Source organism: Klebsiella sp. LTGPAF-6F, from assembly GCF_001753185.1.
Taxonomy (GTDB): domain Bacteria; phylum Pseudomonadota; class Gammaproteobacteria; order Enterobacterales; family Enterobacteriaceae; genus Klebsiella; species Klebsiella michiganensis.
Window position 1 is genome coordinate 4,851,876 of sequence record NZ_CP017450.1, and the last position, 16,916, is coordinate 4,868,791.

15 protein-coding genes and 5 tRNA genes are annotated in these 16,916 nt (G+C 56.7%); 7 read left to right on the top strand and 13 right to left on the bottom strand.

Annotated elements, in window-relative coordinates; translation table 11 throughout:
- The first annotated feature begins 39 nt into the window (after window positions 1-39).
- The 7 genes from proX (at window position 40) to leuA (ending at window position 7,687) form a co-directional block, all read left to right on the top strand.
- Window positions 40-1,035 (top strand): glycine betaine/L-proline ABC transporter substrate-binding protein ProX, encoded by a 996-nt coding sequence (proX, locus tag BJF97_RS22630; RefSeq protein ID WP_032694779.1) that lies wholly within the window; start codon window positions 40-42, stop codon window positions 1,033-1,035.
- A gap of 278 nt (window positions 1,036-1,313) precedes the next feature.
- Entirely contained in the window at window positions 1,314-2,060 is a 747-nt protein-coding gene (locus tag BJF97_RS22635; protein ID WP_032694778.1) for an AzlC family ABC transporter permease, read from the top strand.
- Window positions 2,050-2,385 carry an L-valine transporter subunit YgaH gene (ygaH, locus tag BJF97_RS22640; protein ID WP_009652550.1) on the top strand — a complete coding sequence of 112 codons (336 nt, stop codon included), beginning with the start codon at window positions 2,050-2,052 and terminating at the stop codon, window positions 2,383-2,385. The genes BJF97_RS22635 and ygaH overlap by 11 nt, the downstream gene beginning before the upstream one ends.
- A 91-nt stretch (window positions 2,386-2,476) precedes the next feature.
- Complete coding sequence (gene mprA / locus BJF97_RS22645) at window positions 2,477-3,007, top strand: transcriptional repressor MprA (RefSeq protein WP_004104785.1); 531 nt, start codon at window positions 2,477-2,479, stop codon at window positions 3,005-3,007.
- Window positions 3,008-3,139: 132 nt separating this feature from the next.
- On the top strand, window positions 3,140-4,312 hold the full coding sequence (gene emrA / locus BJF97_RS22650; protein ID WP_014839295.1) for a multidrug efflux MFS transporter periplasmic adaptor subunit EmrA: 1,173 nt from the start codon (window positions 3,140-3,142) through the stop codon (window positions 4,310-4,312).
- A 15-nt stretch (window positions 4,313-4,327) separates the two neighbouring features.
- Complete coding sequence (gene emrB / locus BJF97_RS22655; protein WP_004123984.1) at window positions 4,328-5,866, top strand: multidrug efflux MFS transporter permease subunit EmrB; 1,539 nt, start codon at window positions 4,328-4,330, stop codon at window positions 5,864-5,866.
- Window positions 5,867-6,010: 144 nt separating this feature from the next.
- Complete coding sequence (leuA, locus tag BJF97_RS22660; RefSeq protein ID WP_064388549.1) at window positions 6,011-7,687, top strand: 2-isopropylmalate synthase; 1,677 nt, start codon at window positions 6,011-6,013, stop codon at window positions 7,685-7,687.
- Here the strand turns inward: leuA and BJF97_RS22665 are convergent.
- From BJF97_RS22665 to alaS, 13 genes are all read right to left on the bottom strand, one after another.
- Window positions 7,666-8,433, bottom strand: a complete 768-nt coding sequence (locus tag BJF97_RS22665; RefSeq protein WP_014839297.1) for an AraC family transcriptional regulator — start codon at window positions 8,431-8,433, stop codon at window positions 7,666-7,668. The genes leuA and BJF97_RS22665 overlap by 22 nt on opposite strands.
- A gap of 54 nt (window positions 8,434-8,487) precedes the next feature.
- A complete protein-coding gene (gene luxS / locus BJF97_RS22670) occupies window positions 8,488-9,003 on the bottom strand; it encodes an S-ribosylhomocysteine lyase (protein ID WP_004104795.1) in 516 nt (171 codons plus the stop codon).
- 165 nt (window positions 9,004-9,168) lie between these two features.
- Window positions 9,169-10,725, bottom strand: a complete 1,557-nt coding sequence (gene gshA / locus BJF97_RS22675) for a glutamate--cysteine ligase (protein WP_032694775.1) — start codon at window positions 10,723-10,725, stop codon at window positions 9,169-9,171.
- A 66-nt stretch (window positions 10,726-10,791) separates the two neighbouring features.
- A complete protein-coding gene (locus tag BJF97_RS22680; RefSeq protein WP_025107289.1) occupies window positions 10,792-11,220 on the bottom strand; it encodes a YqaA family protein in 429 nt (142 codons plus the stop codon).
- On the bottom strand, window positions 11,217-11,783 hold the full coding sequence (gene yqaB, locus BJF97_RS22685; RefSeq protein WP_014226508.1) for a fructose-1-phosphate/6-phosphogluconate phosphatase: 567 nt from the start codon (window positions 11,781-11,783) through the stop codon (window positions 11,217-11,219). Before yqaB ends, BJF97_RS22680 begins: the two co-directional genes overlap by 4 nt.
- Window positions 11,784-11,910: 127 nt before the next feature.
- Window positions 11,911-12,225, bottom strand: a complete 315-nt coding sequence (locus BJF97_RS22690) for a BON domain-containing protein (RefSeq protein ID WP_004853477.1) — start codon at window positions 12,223-12,225, stop codon at window positions 11,911-11,913.
- Between the two features lie 271 nt (window positions 12,226-12,496).
- Window positions 12,497-12,573, bottom strand: a tRNA-Arg gene (locus BJF97_RS22695).
- A 193-nt stretch (window positions 12,574-12,766) separates the two neighbouring features.
- Window positions 12,767-12,843: transfer RNA gene (locus BJF97_RS22700), tRNA-Arg, on the bottom strand.
- 192 nt (window positions 12,844-13,035) lie between these two features.
- A tRNA-Arg gene (locus tag BJF97_RS22705) sits at window positions 13,036-13,112 on the bottom strand.
- 194 nt (window positions 13,113-13,306) lie between these two features.
- Window positions 13,307-13,383 (bottom strand) — tRNA-Arg (locus tag BJF97_RS22710).
- A 4-nt stretch (window positions 13,384-13,387) separates the two neighbouring features.
- Window positions 13,388-13,480 (bottom strand) — tRNA-Ser (locus tag BJF97_RS22715).
- Window positions 13,481-13,803: 323 nt separating this feature from the next.
- Window positions 13,804-13,989 carry a carbon storage regulator CsrA gene (gene csrA / locus BJF97_RS22720; protein WP_000906486.1) on the bottom strand — a complete coding sequence of 62 codons (186 nt, stop codon included), beginning with the start codon at window positions 13,987-13,989 and terminating at the stop codon, window positions 13,804-13,806.
- Window positions 13,990-14,227: 238 nt separating this feature from the next.
- Entirely contained in the window at window positions 14,228-16,855 is a 2,628-nt protein-coding gene (gene alaS, locus BJF97_RS22725; RefSeq protein WP_032694773.1) for an alanine--tRNA ligase, read from the bottom strand.
- Between the last annotated feature and the right edge of the window lie 61 nt (window positions 16,856-16,916).

Sequence of the window (16,916 nt, forward strand, 5' to 3'; positions counted from 1 at the left end):
GGGGATAGACTTCCCTTCTGATAAGTAAAAGGAACAACGATGCGACATACAGCGATCCTTGCCACAGCGTTAACCGCCCTCATTTCCACCACCGCCTTCGCGGCGGATCTGCCTGGCAAAGGCATTACCGTTAAGCCGATTCAGAGCACCATTTCGGAAGAGACCTTCCAGACCCTGCTGGTCAGCCGCGCGCTGGAGAAACTCGGTTATACCGTCGATAAGCCGAGCGAAGTGGATTACAACGTTGGCTATACTTCGCTCGCCTCCGGCGACGCCACTTTTACCGCCGTCAACTGGCAGCCCCTGCACGACGATATGTACGCTGCCGCCGGCGGGGATAAAAAGTTCTACCGCGAAGGCGTGTTTGTGAACGGCGCGGCGCAGGGCTACCTGATTGATAAGAAAACGGCCGAGCAGTACCACATCAAATCTATCGACCAGCTAAAAGATCCGAAAATCGCCAAACTTTTTGACACCAACGGCGACGGCAAAGCCGATCTGACCGGCTGTACGCCGGGCTGGGGCTGTGAAGCGGTCATCAACCATCAGCTTGATGCCTACGGCCTGAGCAATACGGTAGTGCACAATCAGGGCAACTATGCGGCGATGATGGCCGATACCATCGCCCGCTATAAGGAGGGCAAACCGGTGATCTACTACACCTGGACGCCTTACTGGGTCAGCGACGTGCTGAAGCCGGGTAAAGATGTCGTCTGGCTGCAGGTGCCGTTCTCTTCCCTGCCGGGCGAACAGAAAGATATTGATACCAAACTGCCAAACGGCATGAACTATGGCTTCCCGGTGAACACAATGCATATTGTCGCCAACAAAGCCTGGGCCGAGAAAAACCCGGCGGCGGCGAAACTGTTCAGCATCATGAAGCTGCCGATTGCCGATATCAACGCCGAAAATGCCATGATGCACGCGGGACATGGTTCTGAGGCAGATATCCAGGGCCACGTCGATGGCTGGATCAAAGCCCACCAGCAGCAGTTTGACGGCTGGGTGGAAGAAGCGCTGGCCGCGCAGAAATAGTCTCCCAATTTATAGCCAATTCCCGGAGGCGATGCTACACATCTGTCCGGGCTACAAAACCCGTAGCCCGGGCAAGGCGCTTTGCGCCGCCCCCGGGGAAGACGGCCTCCTGCACAACACGACATCTCCTGTTTTAAATGATGGATTAATATGCAAATAAACTGCATAACTTTAGCCATCAACGTTTTCGTTACTGTTAAGCCGCACCGCTCTCTGCTAAGGTAAATCCACCTGTTTAATCATGTGATTTTCACGTGAGTTATTAATAAGCAATTCCTATGGAAAATCCTGACGCATTGACGCACTCTCCTCCCGCTGACGCGGCCACGCTGGCTGAAGGCCTGAAAGACAGCCTGCCGATCGTCATCAGCTATATTCCCGTGGCCTTCGCCTTCGGCCTCAACGCCACTAAGCTCGGCTTCACTCCGCTGGAAAGCCTGTTTTTCTCCTGCATTATTTACGCGGGCGCCAGCCAGTTCGTGATCACCGCGATGCTGGCGGCGGGAAGCTCGCTGTGGGTCGCCGCGCTCACCGTCATGGCGATGGACGTTCGCCACGTTCTCTACGGCCCTTCCCTGCGCAGCCGCATCCAGCGCGCGCTGAGCAAGAAAAAAACCGCGGTATGGGCATTCGGCCTGACCGATGAGGCCTTTGCCGCCGCCACCGCTAAACTGGTACGCGACAATCGACGCTGGAGCGAAAACTGGATGATCGGTATCGCTTTGATGTCCTGGGCGTCATGGGTCTTCGGTACGCTGATCGGCGCTTATTCGGGCAGCGGCCTGCTGACCGACTTTCCGGCGGTGGAAGCGGCGCTGGGCTTTATGCTTCCCGCGCTGTTTATGAGCTTTTTGCTGGCTTCTTTCCAGCGCAAGCAGTCGCTTAGCGTAACCGCCGCGCTGGCAGGGGCGCTGGGGGGGATCATCCTGTTTTCCATTCCCGCCGCCATCCTTGCCGGGATCGTCTGCGGCTGTCTGACCGCGCTGGTGCAGGCCAGCATTGAGGGGATGCCCGATGAACAGTGATGTTTTAATTATCGGCGTCGTGGTCGGCTGCGTAAATTATCTGTTCCGCTATCTGCCGCTGCGCCTGCGCGCCGGGAACGCGCGTCCGACGCGTCGCGGGCCGGTCAGCGTGCTGCTGGACACCATCGGCATCGCCTCTATTTGCGCGCTGCTGGTGGTCTCCAGCGTACCGGAAATTCTCCACGATGCCCGCCGCCTGCTGCCCACGCTGGCTGGCTTCGCCGTGCTGGGCCTGGCTTTCTGGAAAACGCGCAGCATTATTTTGCCTACACTATTAAGCGCCCTAACCTACGGTGTTGTCTGGAAAATCGGCACATGGCTATAAGCTTAAAGTATCAATTTCTGTCAATAATTCATTTGATTTATTTGTCACAATAGTTATTATATCGACTGTAATTAATGAGGTCATAACCAAAATGGATAGTTCGTTTACTCCCATTGAGCAAATGCTCAAGTTCCGCGCCAGCCGTCACGAAGACTTTCCTTTTCAGGAGATTCTGCTCACCCGTCTTTGCATGCATATGCAGGGAAAATTGCTGGAAAACCGCAACAAGATGCTGAAAGCGCAAGGGATTAACGAGACATTGTTTATGGCGCTGATCACGCTCGAGTCTCAGGAAAACCACAGCATTCAGCCTTCCGAGCTGAGCTGCGCGCTGGGCTCTTCGCGTACCAACGCCACGCGCATTGCCGACGAGCTGGAAAAACGCGGCTGGATTGAGCGCCGAGAAAGCGATAACGATCGTCGCTGCCTGCATTTACAGCTTACCGAAAAGGGGCATCAGTTCCTGCGCGAAGTGTTACCCCCGCAGCACAACTGCCTGCATCAACTCTGGTCTTCTTTAAGCACCAGCGAAAAAGATCAGCTCGAGCACATCACCCGTAAGCTGCTTGGTCGCCTTGACCAAATGGAAGAGGATGGCGTGCTTGCGGAGTCTCTGCGCTAAGCGCGGAACCAACCGCTCAACAATTTTTCTGGATTGACAAGGAAAACGGACAGGCCAGCAGATCTTCTGCTGGCCTTTCTGATAAACAGGTCGGCTCAGCCGATGTGAAATAATAAGATCGTGGAGAATAACATGAGCGCAAATGCGGAGAGCCAAACCCCGCAGCAACCGGGCAGCAAAAAAGGGAAACGTAAAGGCGCCCTCCTGCTGCTGACCTTGCTCTTTATTATTGTTGCCGTGGCATACGGGATTTATTGGTTTTTGGTACTGCGTCACTTCGAAGAGACCGACGACGCGTACGTGGCAGGGAATCAGGTACAAATTATGGCGCAGGTGTCCGGCAGCGTGACGAAAGTCTGGGCCGACAACACCGACTACGTGCAAAAAGGCGATCCGCTGGTCACCCTCGACCAGACCGATGCCCAGCAGGCGTTTGAAAAAGCGCAAACCCAGCTGGCCGCCAGCGTACGTCAAACGCGCCAGCAGATGATCAACAGCAAGCAGCTGCAGGCCAGCATCGACGTGAAAAAAACCGCGCTTTCCCAGGCGCAGACCGACCTTAACCGTCGTATTCCGCTGGGGGCCGCCAACCTGATTGGCCGCGAAGAGCTGCAGCACGCGCGCGACACGGTTGCCAGCGCGCAGGCCGAACTGGACGTGGCGATTCAGCAATACAACGCCAATCAGGCGATCGTTCTGGGCACGAAGCTGGAACAGCAGCCTGCGGTGCTGCAAGCGGCCACCGAAGTGCGTAACGCCTGGCTGGCCCTGCAGCGGACGAAAATCGTCAGCCCGATTAGCGGCTACGTTTCGCGTCGCTCCGTACAGCCCGGCGCGCAAATCACCACCACCACCCCGCTGATGGCCGTCGTGCCAGCGACCAACCTGTGGATTGACGCCAACTTTAAAGAAACCCAGCTGGCGCACATGCGTATCGGTCAGCCGGCCACCGTGATCAGCGATATTTACGGTGACGATGTGAAATACACCGGTAAAGTGGTCGGCCTCGATATGGGCACCGGTAGCGCCTTCTCGCTGCTGCCCGCGCAGAACGCCACCGGCAACTGGATCAAAGTGGTTCAGCGCCTGCCGGTACGTATCGAGCTGGATGAAAAACAGCTGGCAGAGCACCCGCTGCGCATCGGCCTTTCGACCCTGGTTGAAGTGAACACCACCGACCGCGGCGGCGAGATGCTGGCAAGCCAGGTACGTAGCGCTCCGGTTTACGAAAGCAATGCCCGCGAAATCGGCCTTGAGCCGGTCAATAAGCTGATAAACGACATCATCCAGGCCAACGCCGGATAATTCGGGGTGAGCGTAATGCAACAGCAAAAACCGCTGGAAGGCGCGCAGCTGGTCATTATGACCATTGCGCTGTCGCTCGCGACCTTTATGCAGGTGCTGGACTCCACCATCGCCAACGTGGCCATCCCCACCATCGCCGGTAACCTTGGCTCATCGTTGAGCCAGGGGACCTGGGTTATCACCTCGTTTGGGGTGGCGAACGCTATCTCCATTCCGATTACCGGCTGGCTGGCAAAGCGCGTAGGTGAAGTGAAGCTATTCCTCTGGTCGACGGTGGCGTTCGCCATCGCCTCCTGGGCCTGCGGCATGTCAAACAGCCTGACGATGCTAATTTTCTTCCGCGTGATTCAGGGGATCGTCGCCGGTCCGCTGATTCCGCTGTCGCAAAGTCTGCTGCTCAGCAACTATCCGCCCGCCAAGCGCTCTATCGCCCTGGCGCTGTGGTCAATGACGGTGATCGTCGCGCCGATTTGCGGCCCGATTCTCGGCGGCTATATCAGCGACAACTACCACTGGGGCTGGATCTTCTTTATCAACGTGCCGATTGGCATCGCCGTGGTGGTCATGACGCTACAGACCCTGCGCAACCGCGAAACCCGCACCGAGCAGCGGCGGATTGACGGCGTTGGCCTGGCGCTGCTGATTATTGGTATCGGTAGCCTGCAGGTGATGCTCGACCGGGGTAAAGAGCTGGACTGGTTCGCCTCAAACGAGATCATCATCCTGACCATTGTCGCGGTGGTGGCGATAAGCTTCCTGATCGTCTGGGAGCTAACCGACGACAACCCGATAGTCGACCTGTCGCTCTTTAAGTCGCGAAACTTCACCATCGGCTGCCTGTGTATCAGCCTCGCCTATATGCTCTACTTCGGCGCTATCGTGCTGTTGCCGCAGCTACTGCAGGAGGTATACGGCTATACCGCCACCTGGGCCGGTCTGGCCTCGGCCCCGGTCGGGGTGATCCCGGTAATCCTGTCGCCGATTATCGGCCGCTTCGCGCATAAGCTGGATATGCGTCGGCTGGTCACCTTCAGCTTTATTATGTACGCGGTCTGTTTCTACTGGCGCGCGTGGACCTTCGAACCGGGTATGGACTTCGGCGCCTCGGCGTGGCCGCAGTTTATCCAGGGCTTCGCGGTGGCCTGCTTCTTTATGCCGCTGACGACCATTACGCTTTCCGGCCTGCCGCCGGAACGGCTGGCGGCGGCATCGAGCCTGTCGAACTTCACGCGTACCCTGGCGGGCTCCATCGGCACCTCGATTACCACCACTATGTGGACGAACCGCGAGGCGCTGCACCATGCTCAGCTTACCGAATCGGTGACGCCGTATAATCCCAACGCCCAGCAGATGTACGATCAGCTGCAGGGATTAGGGATGACGCAACAGCAGGCGTCCGGCTGGATAGCGCAGCAGATAACCAACCAGGGGCTGATTATCTCCGCCAACGAAATTTTCTGGTTCTCGGCGGCAATATTTATCCTACTGCTCGGGCTGGTGTGGTTTGCCAGGCCGCCGTTTAGCGCCGGGGGCGGCGGCGGCGGCGCGCACTAAGGTTTGACCTGAAGGGATCTGCGGATCCCTTTTTTATTGCCCAACACGCAGGTTGTCCGGTTTACGCTAGTTGATGTCCAGTTCGCTGGAGATGCCTTTTCGCTCTGTCGTGCACGATGAAGATCCGCTAAGAAGGAGAAAATCATGCTGACTCAACCCGGTGAAAAATACCGTCCCTATCCGCCGATTGCCCTGCCCGACCGCCGCTGGCCGGAGCAAAAAATAACCCGCGCCCCCCGCTGGCTCTCCACCGACCTGCGCGACGGCAACCAGGCGCTGGCCGAGCCGATGGACAGCGCGCGCAAGCTGCAGTTCTGGGACTTGCTGCTGGAGTGCGGATTTAAAGAGATCGAGGTGGCGTTTCCCTCGGCTTCGCAAACCGATTTCAACTTTGTGCGTCAACTGATTGAAGAACGGCGTATCCCGCAGGATGTGACGATTCAGGTGCTGACCCAGGCGCGGGAAGATTTAATCCTCAGAACCTTCGAATCGCTGCGCGATGCCCACCGCGCCACCGTTCACCTCTATAACGCCACCGCTCCGCTGTTCCGCGAGCTGGTTTTTGGAATGAACAAAGCGCAGGTGGTCGAGCTGGCGACCCGCGCCACCCGGCTTATCCGCCAGCAGTGCGAACAGCAGCCGCAGACCCGCTGGCAATACGAGTATTCCCCGGAAACCTTCTGCTTCACCGAGCCGGAATTCGCGCTGGAGATTTGCGAAGCGGTGGCGGAAATCTGGCAGCCCTGCGCCGAACGGCCGATGATTATCAATCTGCCCGCGACGGTAGAAGTGAGCACGCCTAACGTTTATGCCGATCAAATTGAGTATTTTTGTCGTCACTTCTCGCGCCGCTCCGATGTGTGCATCAGCGTCCATCCGCATAACGACCGGGGAACCGGCGTCGCCAGCGCGGAGCTGGCGGTGATGGCCGGCGCCGACCGCGTCGAAGGCTGCCTGTTCGGCAACGGCGAACGCACCGGTAACGTCTGTCTGGTGACGCTGGCGATGAATCTCTACAGCCAGGGCGTCGATCCCCGGCTCAGCTTCTCCGAAATGAACCGGGTGGTCGAAATTGTCGAAAGCTGCAACCAGATCCCGGTTCATCCGCGCCACCCGTGGGCGGGAAGCCTCGCCTATACCGCCTTTTCCGGCTCGCATCAGGATGCGATCAAAAAAGGGTTCGATGCCCGCCGGCCCGGCGAACGCTGGGAAATGCCCTATCTGCCCATCGACCCGCAGGATATCGGCTGTAGCTACGAAGCGGTGATCCGCGTCAACAGCCAGTCCGGCAAAAGCGGCAGCGCGTGGCTGATTGAGCAGAATCATGGCCTGAAGCTGCCGCGCGCGCTGCAGCAGGATTTTAGCCTGCACGTTCAGCACGAAACCGATACGCATGGTAAAGAGATGACCCAGAACGCGCTGTGGCAGCTGTTTCGCGCCCGCTACGGACTTCTGCCCCAGCCGCCGCTTGCGCTGCTGGATTACCAAAGCGATAGCCAGCAGGACGGCCAGCTTTCTCTGCAGGCGACCCTGCGCATCGCCGGTGAAACGCGACGACTGCAGAGCCGCGGCAACGGCCTGCTGTCCGCCGCCGCCAGCGGGCTGAGCGGCCTGTTAAAGCAACAGGTCGTGATTAAAGATTATCATGAACACACTCTCGGCGAACGTAGCGACAGCCGTTCAGTGGCCTATATTCGCTGCGTCTTCCCGAATGGCGACAGCCGCTGGGGGGTAGGAATTGATAGCGACGTGGCGCGCGCCTCGCTGCAGGCGTTGTGCAATGCGATGAGCGCAGGCCATTACGCCGGCGAGCGGAAGTAGTCGCTGGGGGCCACGCCTATCACCCGGCGAAACATGGCGCTAAAAGCGCTATGGCTACCGTAGCCGAGATCCAGCGCCACCCGCAGTACCGAATGCCCCTGTGCCAGGCGAACCAGCGCTTCCATCAGCTTCGCCCGGCGCACCCACTCGCTCCAGGTGAGCGAGGTCTGCTGCTGAAAATGACGATTCAGCGTGCGCTCGCTCATGCTGCTCTCCTTCGCCGCCTCGGCGCTGCTCCAGGGTTCGCCGGGCGCTTCTCTTACCTTCTGGCATAAACGGCGCAGCGCTTCGCTTTGCGGCTCCGGCAGGCCAAACGGCAGCACCGCCATGCCGCGAATTTCATCGAGGATCAGTTCGTAAATGCGTTCATCGCGGCTGCCCGGCGCGTAGGATTCCGCCAGCGTCAGCGACGCGACGATCAGTTCACGCAGCAGCGGAGTCACCTGGACTATCTGGCAGGATGAGGGGAGATCGGCCCGGGCAAGGGGATCGATAAACAGGGTTCGCGCAGCCGCGACGCCGGTCACCCGTAGGGTATGCGGCGTACCGGCGGGCAGCCAGACGCCACGCCCCGGCGGCACAACCCAATAACCCTGCGCGGTTTCCACCCGCACCACGCCGCTGAGGATATGCAGCAGCTGGGCGCAATCGTGCTGATGCCAGGGTTCGCTATCGCCATGGGCGTAATCATGGGCAAAAGGCACCAGCGAACGGTGTTGAAAATTGAAGGTTAAAGTCGTCGACATCGCGGCGTCAGGGAGTAGCGGCCCGACGCAGTTCGCCGGGCCGTGGCAGAAGCACTAGATGTGCAGTTCTTGCAGTTTTTCTTTCGGCAGCGCCAGCTCATCGTTGCTGTTGACGCGGACATCGCGCTCAATAATATGGCGAGCGATTTCCTGAGCTTCCTCCAGCGAGTGCATGGTGTAGGTTCCGCACTGATAAACGTTCAGCTCCGGGATCTGATTCTGATCTTTCACCTTCAGCACGTCGGCCATCGCCGCTTTCCAGGCATCCGCGACGCGCTGCTCGTCCGGCGTACCGATCAGGCTCATATAGAACCCGGTGCGGCAGCCCATCGGAGAGATGTCGATAATTTCCACACCGTTGCCGTTCAGGTGATCGCGCATGAAGCCGGCAAACAGGTGCTCTAGGGTGTGAATGCCTCTTTCCGGCATCACTTCCTGGTTTGGCACGCAGAATCGCAGATCGAAAACGGTGATTTCATCGCCGTGAGGCGTGTTCATTTTCTTCGCGACACGCACCGCAGGCGCTTCCATTCGGGTATGGTCGACTGTGAAACTATCTAACAACGGCATTCTTCACCTCCGATAGTGATTTTTTTTAAAATAAAATGAACTCTTTTTGAGGCCGCGAGTCTGAGTATATGAAAGACGCGCATTTATTATCATCATCATCCCTGAATCAGAGATGAAAGTTTGGCCACAGTGATGTGGCCGTTTTCTTTTTTACGGCTCGTAAAACTACGCGTGCCGTGTCAGCAGCGCTTCAAACGGCTCGCTATCCGCCGCCTCCACCTTCTTCTGACGCTGTACCGATGCTTCACGCTCGGCGACAAAATCCGCTTCGCTTAAAATTTCCAGCGGCTCTTCGCGCAGCATCGTCCGATACCGATCGGCCAGCTCTCTGCCGGTACCGCCAATCCCCTCTTCAAGCATAGAACGCAGAATGCGCGCCGAGAAGGTTAATTCCGGATTATCGAAGCAGGCGACCAGCTCATCGCAGACCTGCTGATAGGCCTGGCATCCGTGGATGCTATCCAGCGTTTGCGCCACGCGGCGTAAATCGCGGAACAGATCTTTGCCGACCTGAGCCAGCGGGAACTGAGCGGTTTCGCAGCCAATACCCAGCGTCAGGCCCGGTTTACGGCCTTCCAGAATCACCCGATTCCAGTTGGTGCGCGTGCACAGCAGCTCGTCGCTGCTCATCTCCGGCGCATCGGCCAGCACGCACCAGACCATAAACAGATCGAGGAAACGCACCTGCTGCTCATCAACGCCAATCGGTGAGAACGGATTGATATCCAGGGAGCGAACTTCAATGTACTCAATACCGCCGCGCAGCAGCGCGTCGGAAGGCGTTTCGCCGCTGCGGGTCACGCGTTTCGGGCGAATCGGCGCGTACAGCTCGTTTTCGATCTGCAGCACGTTGCTGTTGATTTGCAGACGCTTGCCGTCTTTCTCCAGCCCAATATTTTCATACTCTTCGTAAGGCGTTTTAATCGCCCGCTTCAATCCTGCCACATACTCGTAGAGATCGTTAAACGTAATTCCGAGATTGCTTTGCGATTTATTGGTATAGCCCAGATCGCTCAGACGCAACGAGGTCGCATAAGGCAGGTAGTACATGCCGTTGCCGGCTTTCTCAAACGGCAGCGCCGTCGGTTTGCCCTGCAGGAACGACGAGCAGATCGCCGGAGAGGCGCCGAACAGGTATGGAATCACCCAACCAAAACGGTAATAGTTGCGAATGGAGCGGAAATAGCCCGCTGAAATCGCCTCTTTACCGCTTTCAGCATCCTCAACGCCGCACTTAGCCTGCCAGAAAGCCATCGGCAGCGAGAAGTTATAGTGCACGCCGGAGATGGTTTGCATCAGCGCGCCGTAGCGATTTTTCAGCCCTTCGCGATACAGCGTTTTCAGGCGGCCGATATTAGAGGAACCGTACTGCGCCAGTTCAATATCCTGGCCGGGCGCGATATAGCAAGGCATGCTCAGCGGCCACATCCGCTCGTCGCCAATATGGCGTGCGGTATAGCGATGAACATCGCGCATGAGGGTGAGCATATGCTGGATATCGCCATCAACCGGCGTAATAAATTCCAGCAAAGCTTCGGCAAAATCGGTGGTAATCCATTTATGAGTCAGCGCTGAACCCAGTGCCTGCGGATGACCGGTAGTGGCCAGCGTGCCGTCAGCGTTGACGCGCAGCGTTTCGCGTTCAAGACCACGTTGAATACCCTGCAGCGCCTGCGGATTTTTTTCCAGCCAGGCCAGCGCCTGTGATACGTCCGGGATCAATTTGACCTCCCGCCTGTCGAAATCGTTTGAATTAGCATAATTGTAATGGTTGAACCGTCAGTCCAATTAGTGCCACCACGTCATGCCCTGAAGCGTTATCGCCGCAATGACGATATAGCGTAATGCTTTGCCAAGGCATAAAAAAAAGAGCACTGGTCCCCAGGAAATGCGCATCCATCCCGCCAGTAAACACAGCAAATCGCCTATAACAGGCGCCCAGCTTAATAATAGCGTGACCGCGCCGTAACGCCTCAGCCAGCCGGTCGCCTTCTCCTGCCAGCGCGATGTTTTGCGCAGCGGAAACAGGCGCCCCAGAATAACGTTAGTTACCCCTCCAAGGCTATTACCGATTATTGCTATTAAAACCAGTAACCACGGCTGACTCACCCCCGCCAGGAGCATGGCGATCAACACCACTTCCGAGTTACCGGGAAGCAGCGTGGCGCTTAAAAAGCTGCTGGCAAACAGCGATATCAGCGACAGCGCGTCGCTCACAACAATCGCACGTCCACGGCATCCATTCCGGCCCGCTTCGCCGCCTGCAGACCGAAGTCCGCATCTTCAAAGACCACGCATTTTTCCGCCGCAACGCCCATGCGCTCAGCGCAGAGTAAGAAAGTATCAGGTGCGGGTTTATGGTTGGCGACATGATCGGCGGCAACCACCGCCGAGAAGTAGTGACGCAGGCCCAGATGGGCCAGCAGCGCTTCAGCAACGGCGCTCTCGCTGCCGGTACCGACTGACATCGGACGACGACCGTGCCACTCTTTAACCACTTCAATCAGCGGCAGAGGACGGACGCTATCAAGCAGCATCGCTTTCACCGCGTCCGTCTTTTCCCGCGCCAGAAGGTGAGGATCTAAATCAGCCTGGTTTAATTCGATAATGGCCTGAGCAATCCGCCAGGTTGGAGAGCCGTTAAGCGCGACCATAGCCTGCATATCAAAACGCATACCGTAACGTCCGAGAACCTCGTTCCATGCCTTACGATGCGTCGGCTCGGTATCGAGGATCGTGCCATCCATATCAAAAATCAGTCCTGCATAACGTTCGTACATCGTCTTCTCACCAACCGGTTAAGGAGGTCTTACTGTAACGCAAAAGGTCAGGTTTGTCGCTGCCAGCGGCAGATGCGACAAGGGCGCTCGAAGGCGCCCTTGTCGATACAGATGCAATCTGATGCGTTTATTTGATTCTTAAATCGTTCTCCACCACGCGAACGCCCTGCACTTTTCGCGTCACTTCTACCGCACGTTTAGCGCTTTCGGCGGATGAGACAAAGCCGCTCAGCTGTACACGACCTTTAAAGGTCTGGACGCTAATTTCCGAAGACTTAATCTCTTTATCATTGAAGAGCGCGGTTTTGACTTTGGTGGTCACGACGGTATCGTCAATGTACCCACCAGTACTTTCCTTTGTGGACGAACCTGCGCAGCCCGCCAGCGATACGGCGACCAGAAGCGTCGCGCAAAACGCAGATATTGCTTTGAACCATTTCATGGATTTCTCTCCTTGCACTTATCTCACCCAAAATCAGATCGATATACAGGAATAAATTATAGTGGAAAGAGGGAGTTGCCAATGAAAAAAGTGCTGAAGAATAAGGTGAATGATTGCGCTTAAAGGGTTTTGAGGCAAGGAGAGTGGCTGGCCGTGAAACAACAGTGGGTTCGCCCTTCGGGCCGTTGCTGAAGCAACGTTATCCTCCCTGGTGCTTGCGGCTAATACCGCCACCTCATTCACACCTTCGTTGCTGAAGGTATGGAGAATATGGTGCATCCGGGAGGATTCGAACCTCCGACCGCTCGGTTCGTAGCCGAGTACTCTATCCAGCTGAGCTACGGATGCATCGGGAAACTTGCTTTACTGCCGATATTGATACCGCTGCTAAAGCCGTATCAAGTAAGAGATGGTTCATCCGGGAGGATGACTCACTCGGTTCGCCCTTCGGGCCGTTGCTGAAGCAACGTTATCCTCCCTGGTGCTTGCGGCTAATACCGCCACCTCATTCACACCTTCGTTGCTGAAGGTACGGAGAATATGGTGCATCCGGGAGGATTCGAACCTCCGACCGCTCGGTTCGTAGCCGAGTACTCTATCCAGCTGAGCTACGGATGCATCGGGAAACTTGCTTTACTGCCGATATTGATACCGCTGCTAAAGCCGTATCAAGTAAGAGATGGTGCATCCGGGAGGATGACTCACTCGGTTCGCCCTTCGGGCCGTTGCTGAAGCAACGTTATCCTCCCTGGCGCTGGCGATTATCTCGCAGACCGTGAAACAACAGCGTAGCTGCTATCTCGGAGAAGATGGTGCATCCGGGAGGATTCGAACCTCCGACCGCTCGGTTCGTAGCCGAGTACTCTATCCAGCTGAGCTACGGATGCATCGGGAAACTTACTTTACTGCAGATTTTGATACTGCTGCTAAAGCTGTATCAAGTAAGATGGTGCATCCGGGAGGATGACTCGCCTTGCGGCTCGCCCTTCGGGCCGTTGCTGAAGCAACGTTATCCTCCCTGGTGCTTGCGGCTAATACCGCCACCTCATTCACACCTTCGTTGCTGAAGGTGTGGAGAATATGGTGCATCCGGGAGGATTCGAACCTCCGACCGCTCGGTTCGTAGCCGAGTACTCTATCCAGCTGAGCTACGGATGCAAAATGGCGGTGAGGCGGGGATTCGAACCCCGGATGCAGCTTTTGACCGCATACTCCCTTAGCAGGGGAGCGCCTTCAGCCTCTCGGCCACCTCACCACACGCCTCTTACGAGTGCTTCGAAGAACTTGTTTCTGCTCTTCGTCGCTGCGATGGCGCACATATTACTTTCTGGTACTTATAAGTCAAACCTTTTTTCGAGACCTTTTTTTCGTTTGCACACTTCCCGCGCAATTAGCCTGTGAAAACGGCAAAAAGAGTATTTTATCAACAAGAAATTGCTGATTACGCCGCGGCTAACGCAAAAGATAACTGTCGCGGATGCGGAGAAAGAGACAAAAATGAGAGGCTATCGGAGAGGAAAATTGGCAAAAACGGCGGGTGGAAGGAGGCGCCTCACAAAATAGCGAGGCGCGAAAACCTTAGTAACTGGACTGCTGGGATTTTTCAGCCTGGATACGCTGGTAGATCTCTTCACGATGCACGGAGACTTCTTTAGGGGCATTAACGCCAATACGTACCTGGTTACCCTTCACCCCTAAAACTGTCACAGTGACCTCATCTCCAATCATGAGGGTCTCACCAACTCGACGAGTCAGAATCAGCATTCTTTGCTCCTTGAAAGATTAAAAGAGTCGGGTCTCTCGTATCCCGGCATTATCCATCATATAACGCCAAAAAGTAAGCGATGACAAACACCCTACGGTGTAAGCAGTCACGGCATCACATTCTGTTAAACCTAAGTTTAGCCGATATACACAACTTCAACCCGACTTTATCGTTATCAGTGCTTCTCGCGCAAGATGCTGTAATCCGAGAATCACAGCATCTATGCAATTATAGTTATTACAGTTTTGCGCTTACCCAGCCTTTCACACTGGCTAACGCAGCAGGGAGAGCAGACGCATCGGTACCGCCGGCTTGCGCCATATCCGGACGACCGCCCCCTTTACCGCCCACCTGCTGGGCGACCATACCAATCAGTTCCCCGGCTTTCACGCGGTCTGTCACATCCTTAGACACACCTGCAATCAGAGAAACCTTACCTTCTGCGACCGTGGCCAACACGACAATCGTTGAACCCAGCTGATTTTTCAGATCGTCAACCATAGTACGCAGCATTTTCGGCTCAACGCCGGCCAGCTCGCTGACCAGCAGCTTAACGCCGTTAATCTCTTCCGCTTTGCTGGAGAGATTTGCGCTCTCCTGCACGGCAGCCTGCTCTTTCAGCTGCTGCAGCTCTTTTTCCAGCTGACGGCTGCGTTCTAACGCGGCGCGGACTTTGTCACCGAGGCTGTGGATATCCCCTTTCAGCAGCTGTGCAATATCGCCCAGCAGATCGCTCTGCGCGTGCAGCATCGCCATCGCGCCTTCGCCGGTCACCGCTTCGATACGGCGCACGCCAGCGGCGGTACCGGATTCAGAGGTAATGCGGAACAGGCCGATATCACCGGTGCGCGAGGCGTGCGTACCGCCGCACAGCTCGGTGGAAAAATCGCCCATACTCAGCACGCGAACGCGATCGTCATACTTCTCGCCAAACAGCGCCATCGCGCCGGATTCACGCGCAGCGTCAATATCCATGATATTGGTTTCGATCGGCAGGTTGCGACGAATTTGCGCGTTCACCAGATCTTCTACCGCACGGATCTCCTCCGGCTTCATCGCTTCAAAATGCGAGAAGTCGAAGCGCAATGCTTTGTCGTTGACCAGAGAGCCTTTCTGCGCAACGTGCGTACCGAGAACCTGGCGCAGCGCCGCGTGCATCAGGTGCGTCGCGGAGTGGTTCAGGCGGATACGCTGGCGGCGAGCCTGATCGACATCGGCCTGCACGGCGTCGCCGACTTTAAGCGAACCGCTGGTCAGTTTACCAATATGGCCAATTGCCTGGCCGTACTTCTGCGCGTCGCTGACCTGGAAGGAGAAACCGGCGCCCTTCAGTTCGCCTTTGTCACCCACCTGGCCGCCGGATTCGGCGTAGAACGGCGTCTGGTCGAGGATAACAACCGCTTCCTGACCGGCGTTCACCGCGTCAACCGCTTTACCATCGATAAACAGCGCGGTGACTTTGCCATTCAGTTCCAGGCTGTCATAGCCTTTAAACTCAGAGGCGCCGTCGACGCGGATCATCGCATTGTAGTCCGCGCCAAAGCCGCTGGATTCGCGCGCGCGACGGCGCTGCTCTTCCATCGCGGCTTCAAAGCCGGCTTCGTCAACCTTGATGTTGCGTTCGCGGCAAACGTCCGCGGTCAGGTCAACCGGGAAGCCGTAGGTGTCGTACAGGCGGAAAGCGGTTTCGCCGTCCAGCGTGTCGCCCTGCAGTTTAGCCAGCTCTTCATCCAGCAGCGCCAGTCCGCGCTCCAGCGTACGGGCAAACTGCTCTTCTTCGGTCTTCAGCACCTGCTCAACCTGAGCCTGCTGCTGTTTCAGCTCTTCGCCGGCGGAACCCATCACGTCAATCAGCGGGGCAACCAGTTTCCAGAAGAAGGTCTCCTTCGCGCCCAGCATGTTGCCATGGCGAATTGCGCGACGAATGATGCGGCGCAGCACGTAGCCGCGGTTTTCATTCGACGGGATAACGCCATCGGCAATCAGGAATGCGCAGGAGCGAATGTGGTCAGCGATAACGCGCAGCGACTTGTTCGAGAGATCGGTCGCGCCGGTAACCTTCGCCACGCTCTTAATCAGATCGCGGAACAGGTCGATATCGTAGTTGGAGTTGACGTGCTGCAGCACGGCGGCAATACGCTCGAGGCCCATACCGGTATCTACGGACGGCTTCGGCAGCGGTTCCATGGTTCCGTCAGCCTGACGGTTGAACTGCATGAAGACGATATTCCAGATCTCAATATAGCGATCGCCGTCTTCTTCCGGCGTTCCCGGAGGGCCGCCCCAGATATGGTCGCCATGGTCGAAGAAGATTTCGGTGCATGGACCGCACGGCCCGGTGTCACCCATCTGCCAGAAGTTATCGGAAGCAAACGGCGCGCCTTTATTGTCGCCGATGCGGATAATACGCTCGCGCGGTACGCCAACTTCATTTGCCCAGATATCGAACGCTTCATCGTCGGTTTCGTAGACGGTCACCCACAGTTTTTCTTTCGGCAGGGCGAACCAGTTTTCACCGGTCAGCAGCTCCCATGCGTATTTGATGGCATCCTGCTTGAAGTAATCGCCAAAGCTGAAGTTACCCAGCATTTCAAAGAAGGTGTGGTGACGCGCGGTGTAGCCGACGTTTTCCAGATCGTTGTGCTTACCACCCGCACGAACGCAACGCTGCGCGGTGGTCGCGCGCGAATAATTACGTTTGTCGAGACCAAGGAAAACATCCTTGAACTGGTTCATCCCGGCGTTGGTAAACAGCAGGGTCGGGTCGTTATGCGGCACCAGGGAGCTGCTCGCAACTACCTGATGTCCTTTACTATGGAAAAAGTCGAGAAACGCCTGACGGATCTCAGCGGTGCTCTTGCTCATAATTATCCTGAAATCAAGCTAACGAAATGTCGCTGGCAGCCACTACCCAGTATCGACCGGC

Excerpts from the sequence above, each read along its gene's own strand:
- proX (WP_032694779.1), top strand. The coding sequence starts at position 40 with ATGCGACATACAGCGATCCTTGCCACAGCGTTAACCGCCCTCATTTCC.
- BJF97_RS22635 (WP_032694778.1), top strand. The coding sequence starts at position 1,314 with ATGGAAAATCCTGACGCATTGACGCACTCTCCTCCCGCTGACGCGGCC.
- ygaH (WP_009652550.1), top strand. The coding sequence starts at position 2,050 with ATGAACAGTGATGTTTTAATTATCGGCGTCGTGGTCGGCTGCGTAAAT.
- mprA (WP_004104785.1), top strand. The coding sequence starts at position 2,477 with ATGGATAGTTCGTTTACTCCCATTGAGCAAATGCTCAAGTTCCGCGCC.
- emrA (WP_014839295.1), top strand. The coding sequence starts at position 3,140 with ATGAGCGCAAATGCGGAGAGCCAAACCCCGCAGCAACCGGGCAGCAAA.
- emrB (WP_004123984.1), top strand. The coding sequence starts at position 4,328 with ATGCAACAGCAAAAACCGCTGGAAGGCGCGCAGCTGGTCATTATGACC.
- leuA (WP_064388549.1), top strand. The coding sequence starts at position 6,011 with ATGCTGACTCAACCCGGTGAAAAATACCGTCCCTATCCGCCGATTGCC.
- BJF97_RS22665 (WP_014839297.1), bottom strand. The coding sequence starts at position 8,433 with ATGTCGACGACTTTAACCTTCAATTTTCAACACCGTTCGCTGGTGCCT.
- luxS (WP_004104795.1), bottom strand. The coding sequence starts at position 9,003 with ATGCCGTTGTTAGATAGTTTCACAGTCGACCATACCCGAATGGAAGCG.
- yqaB (WP_014226508.1), bottom strand. The coding sequence starts at position 11,783 with ATGTACGAACGTTATGCAGGACTGATTTTTGATATGGATGGCACGATC.
- BJF97_RS22690 (WP_004853477.1), bottom strand. The coding sequence starts at position 12,225 with ATGAAATGGTTCAAAGCAATATCTGCGTTTTGCGCGACGCTTCTGGTC.
- csrA (WP_000906486.1), bottom strand. The coding sequence starts at position 13,989 with ATGCTGATTCTGACTCGTCGAGTTGGTGAGACCCTCATGATTGGAGAT.
- alaS (WP_032694773.1), bottom strand. The coding sequence starts at position 16,855 with ATGAGCAAGAGCACCGCTGAGATCCGTCAGGCGTTTCTCGACTTTTTC.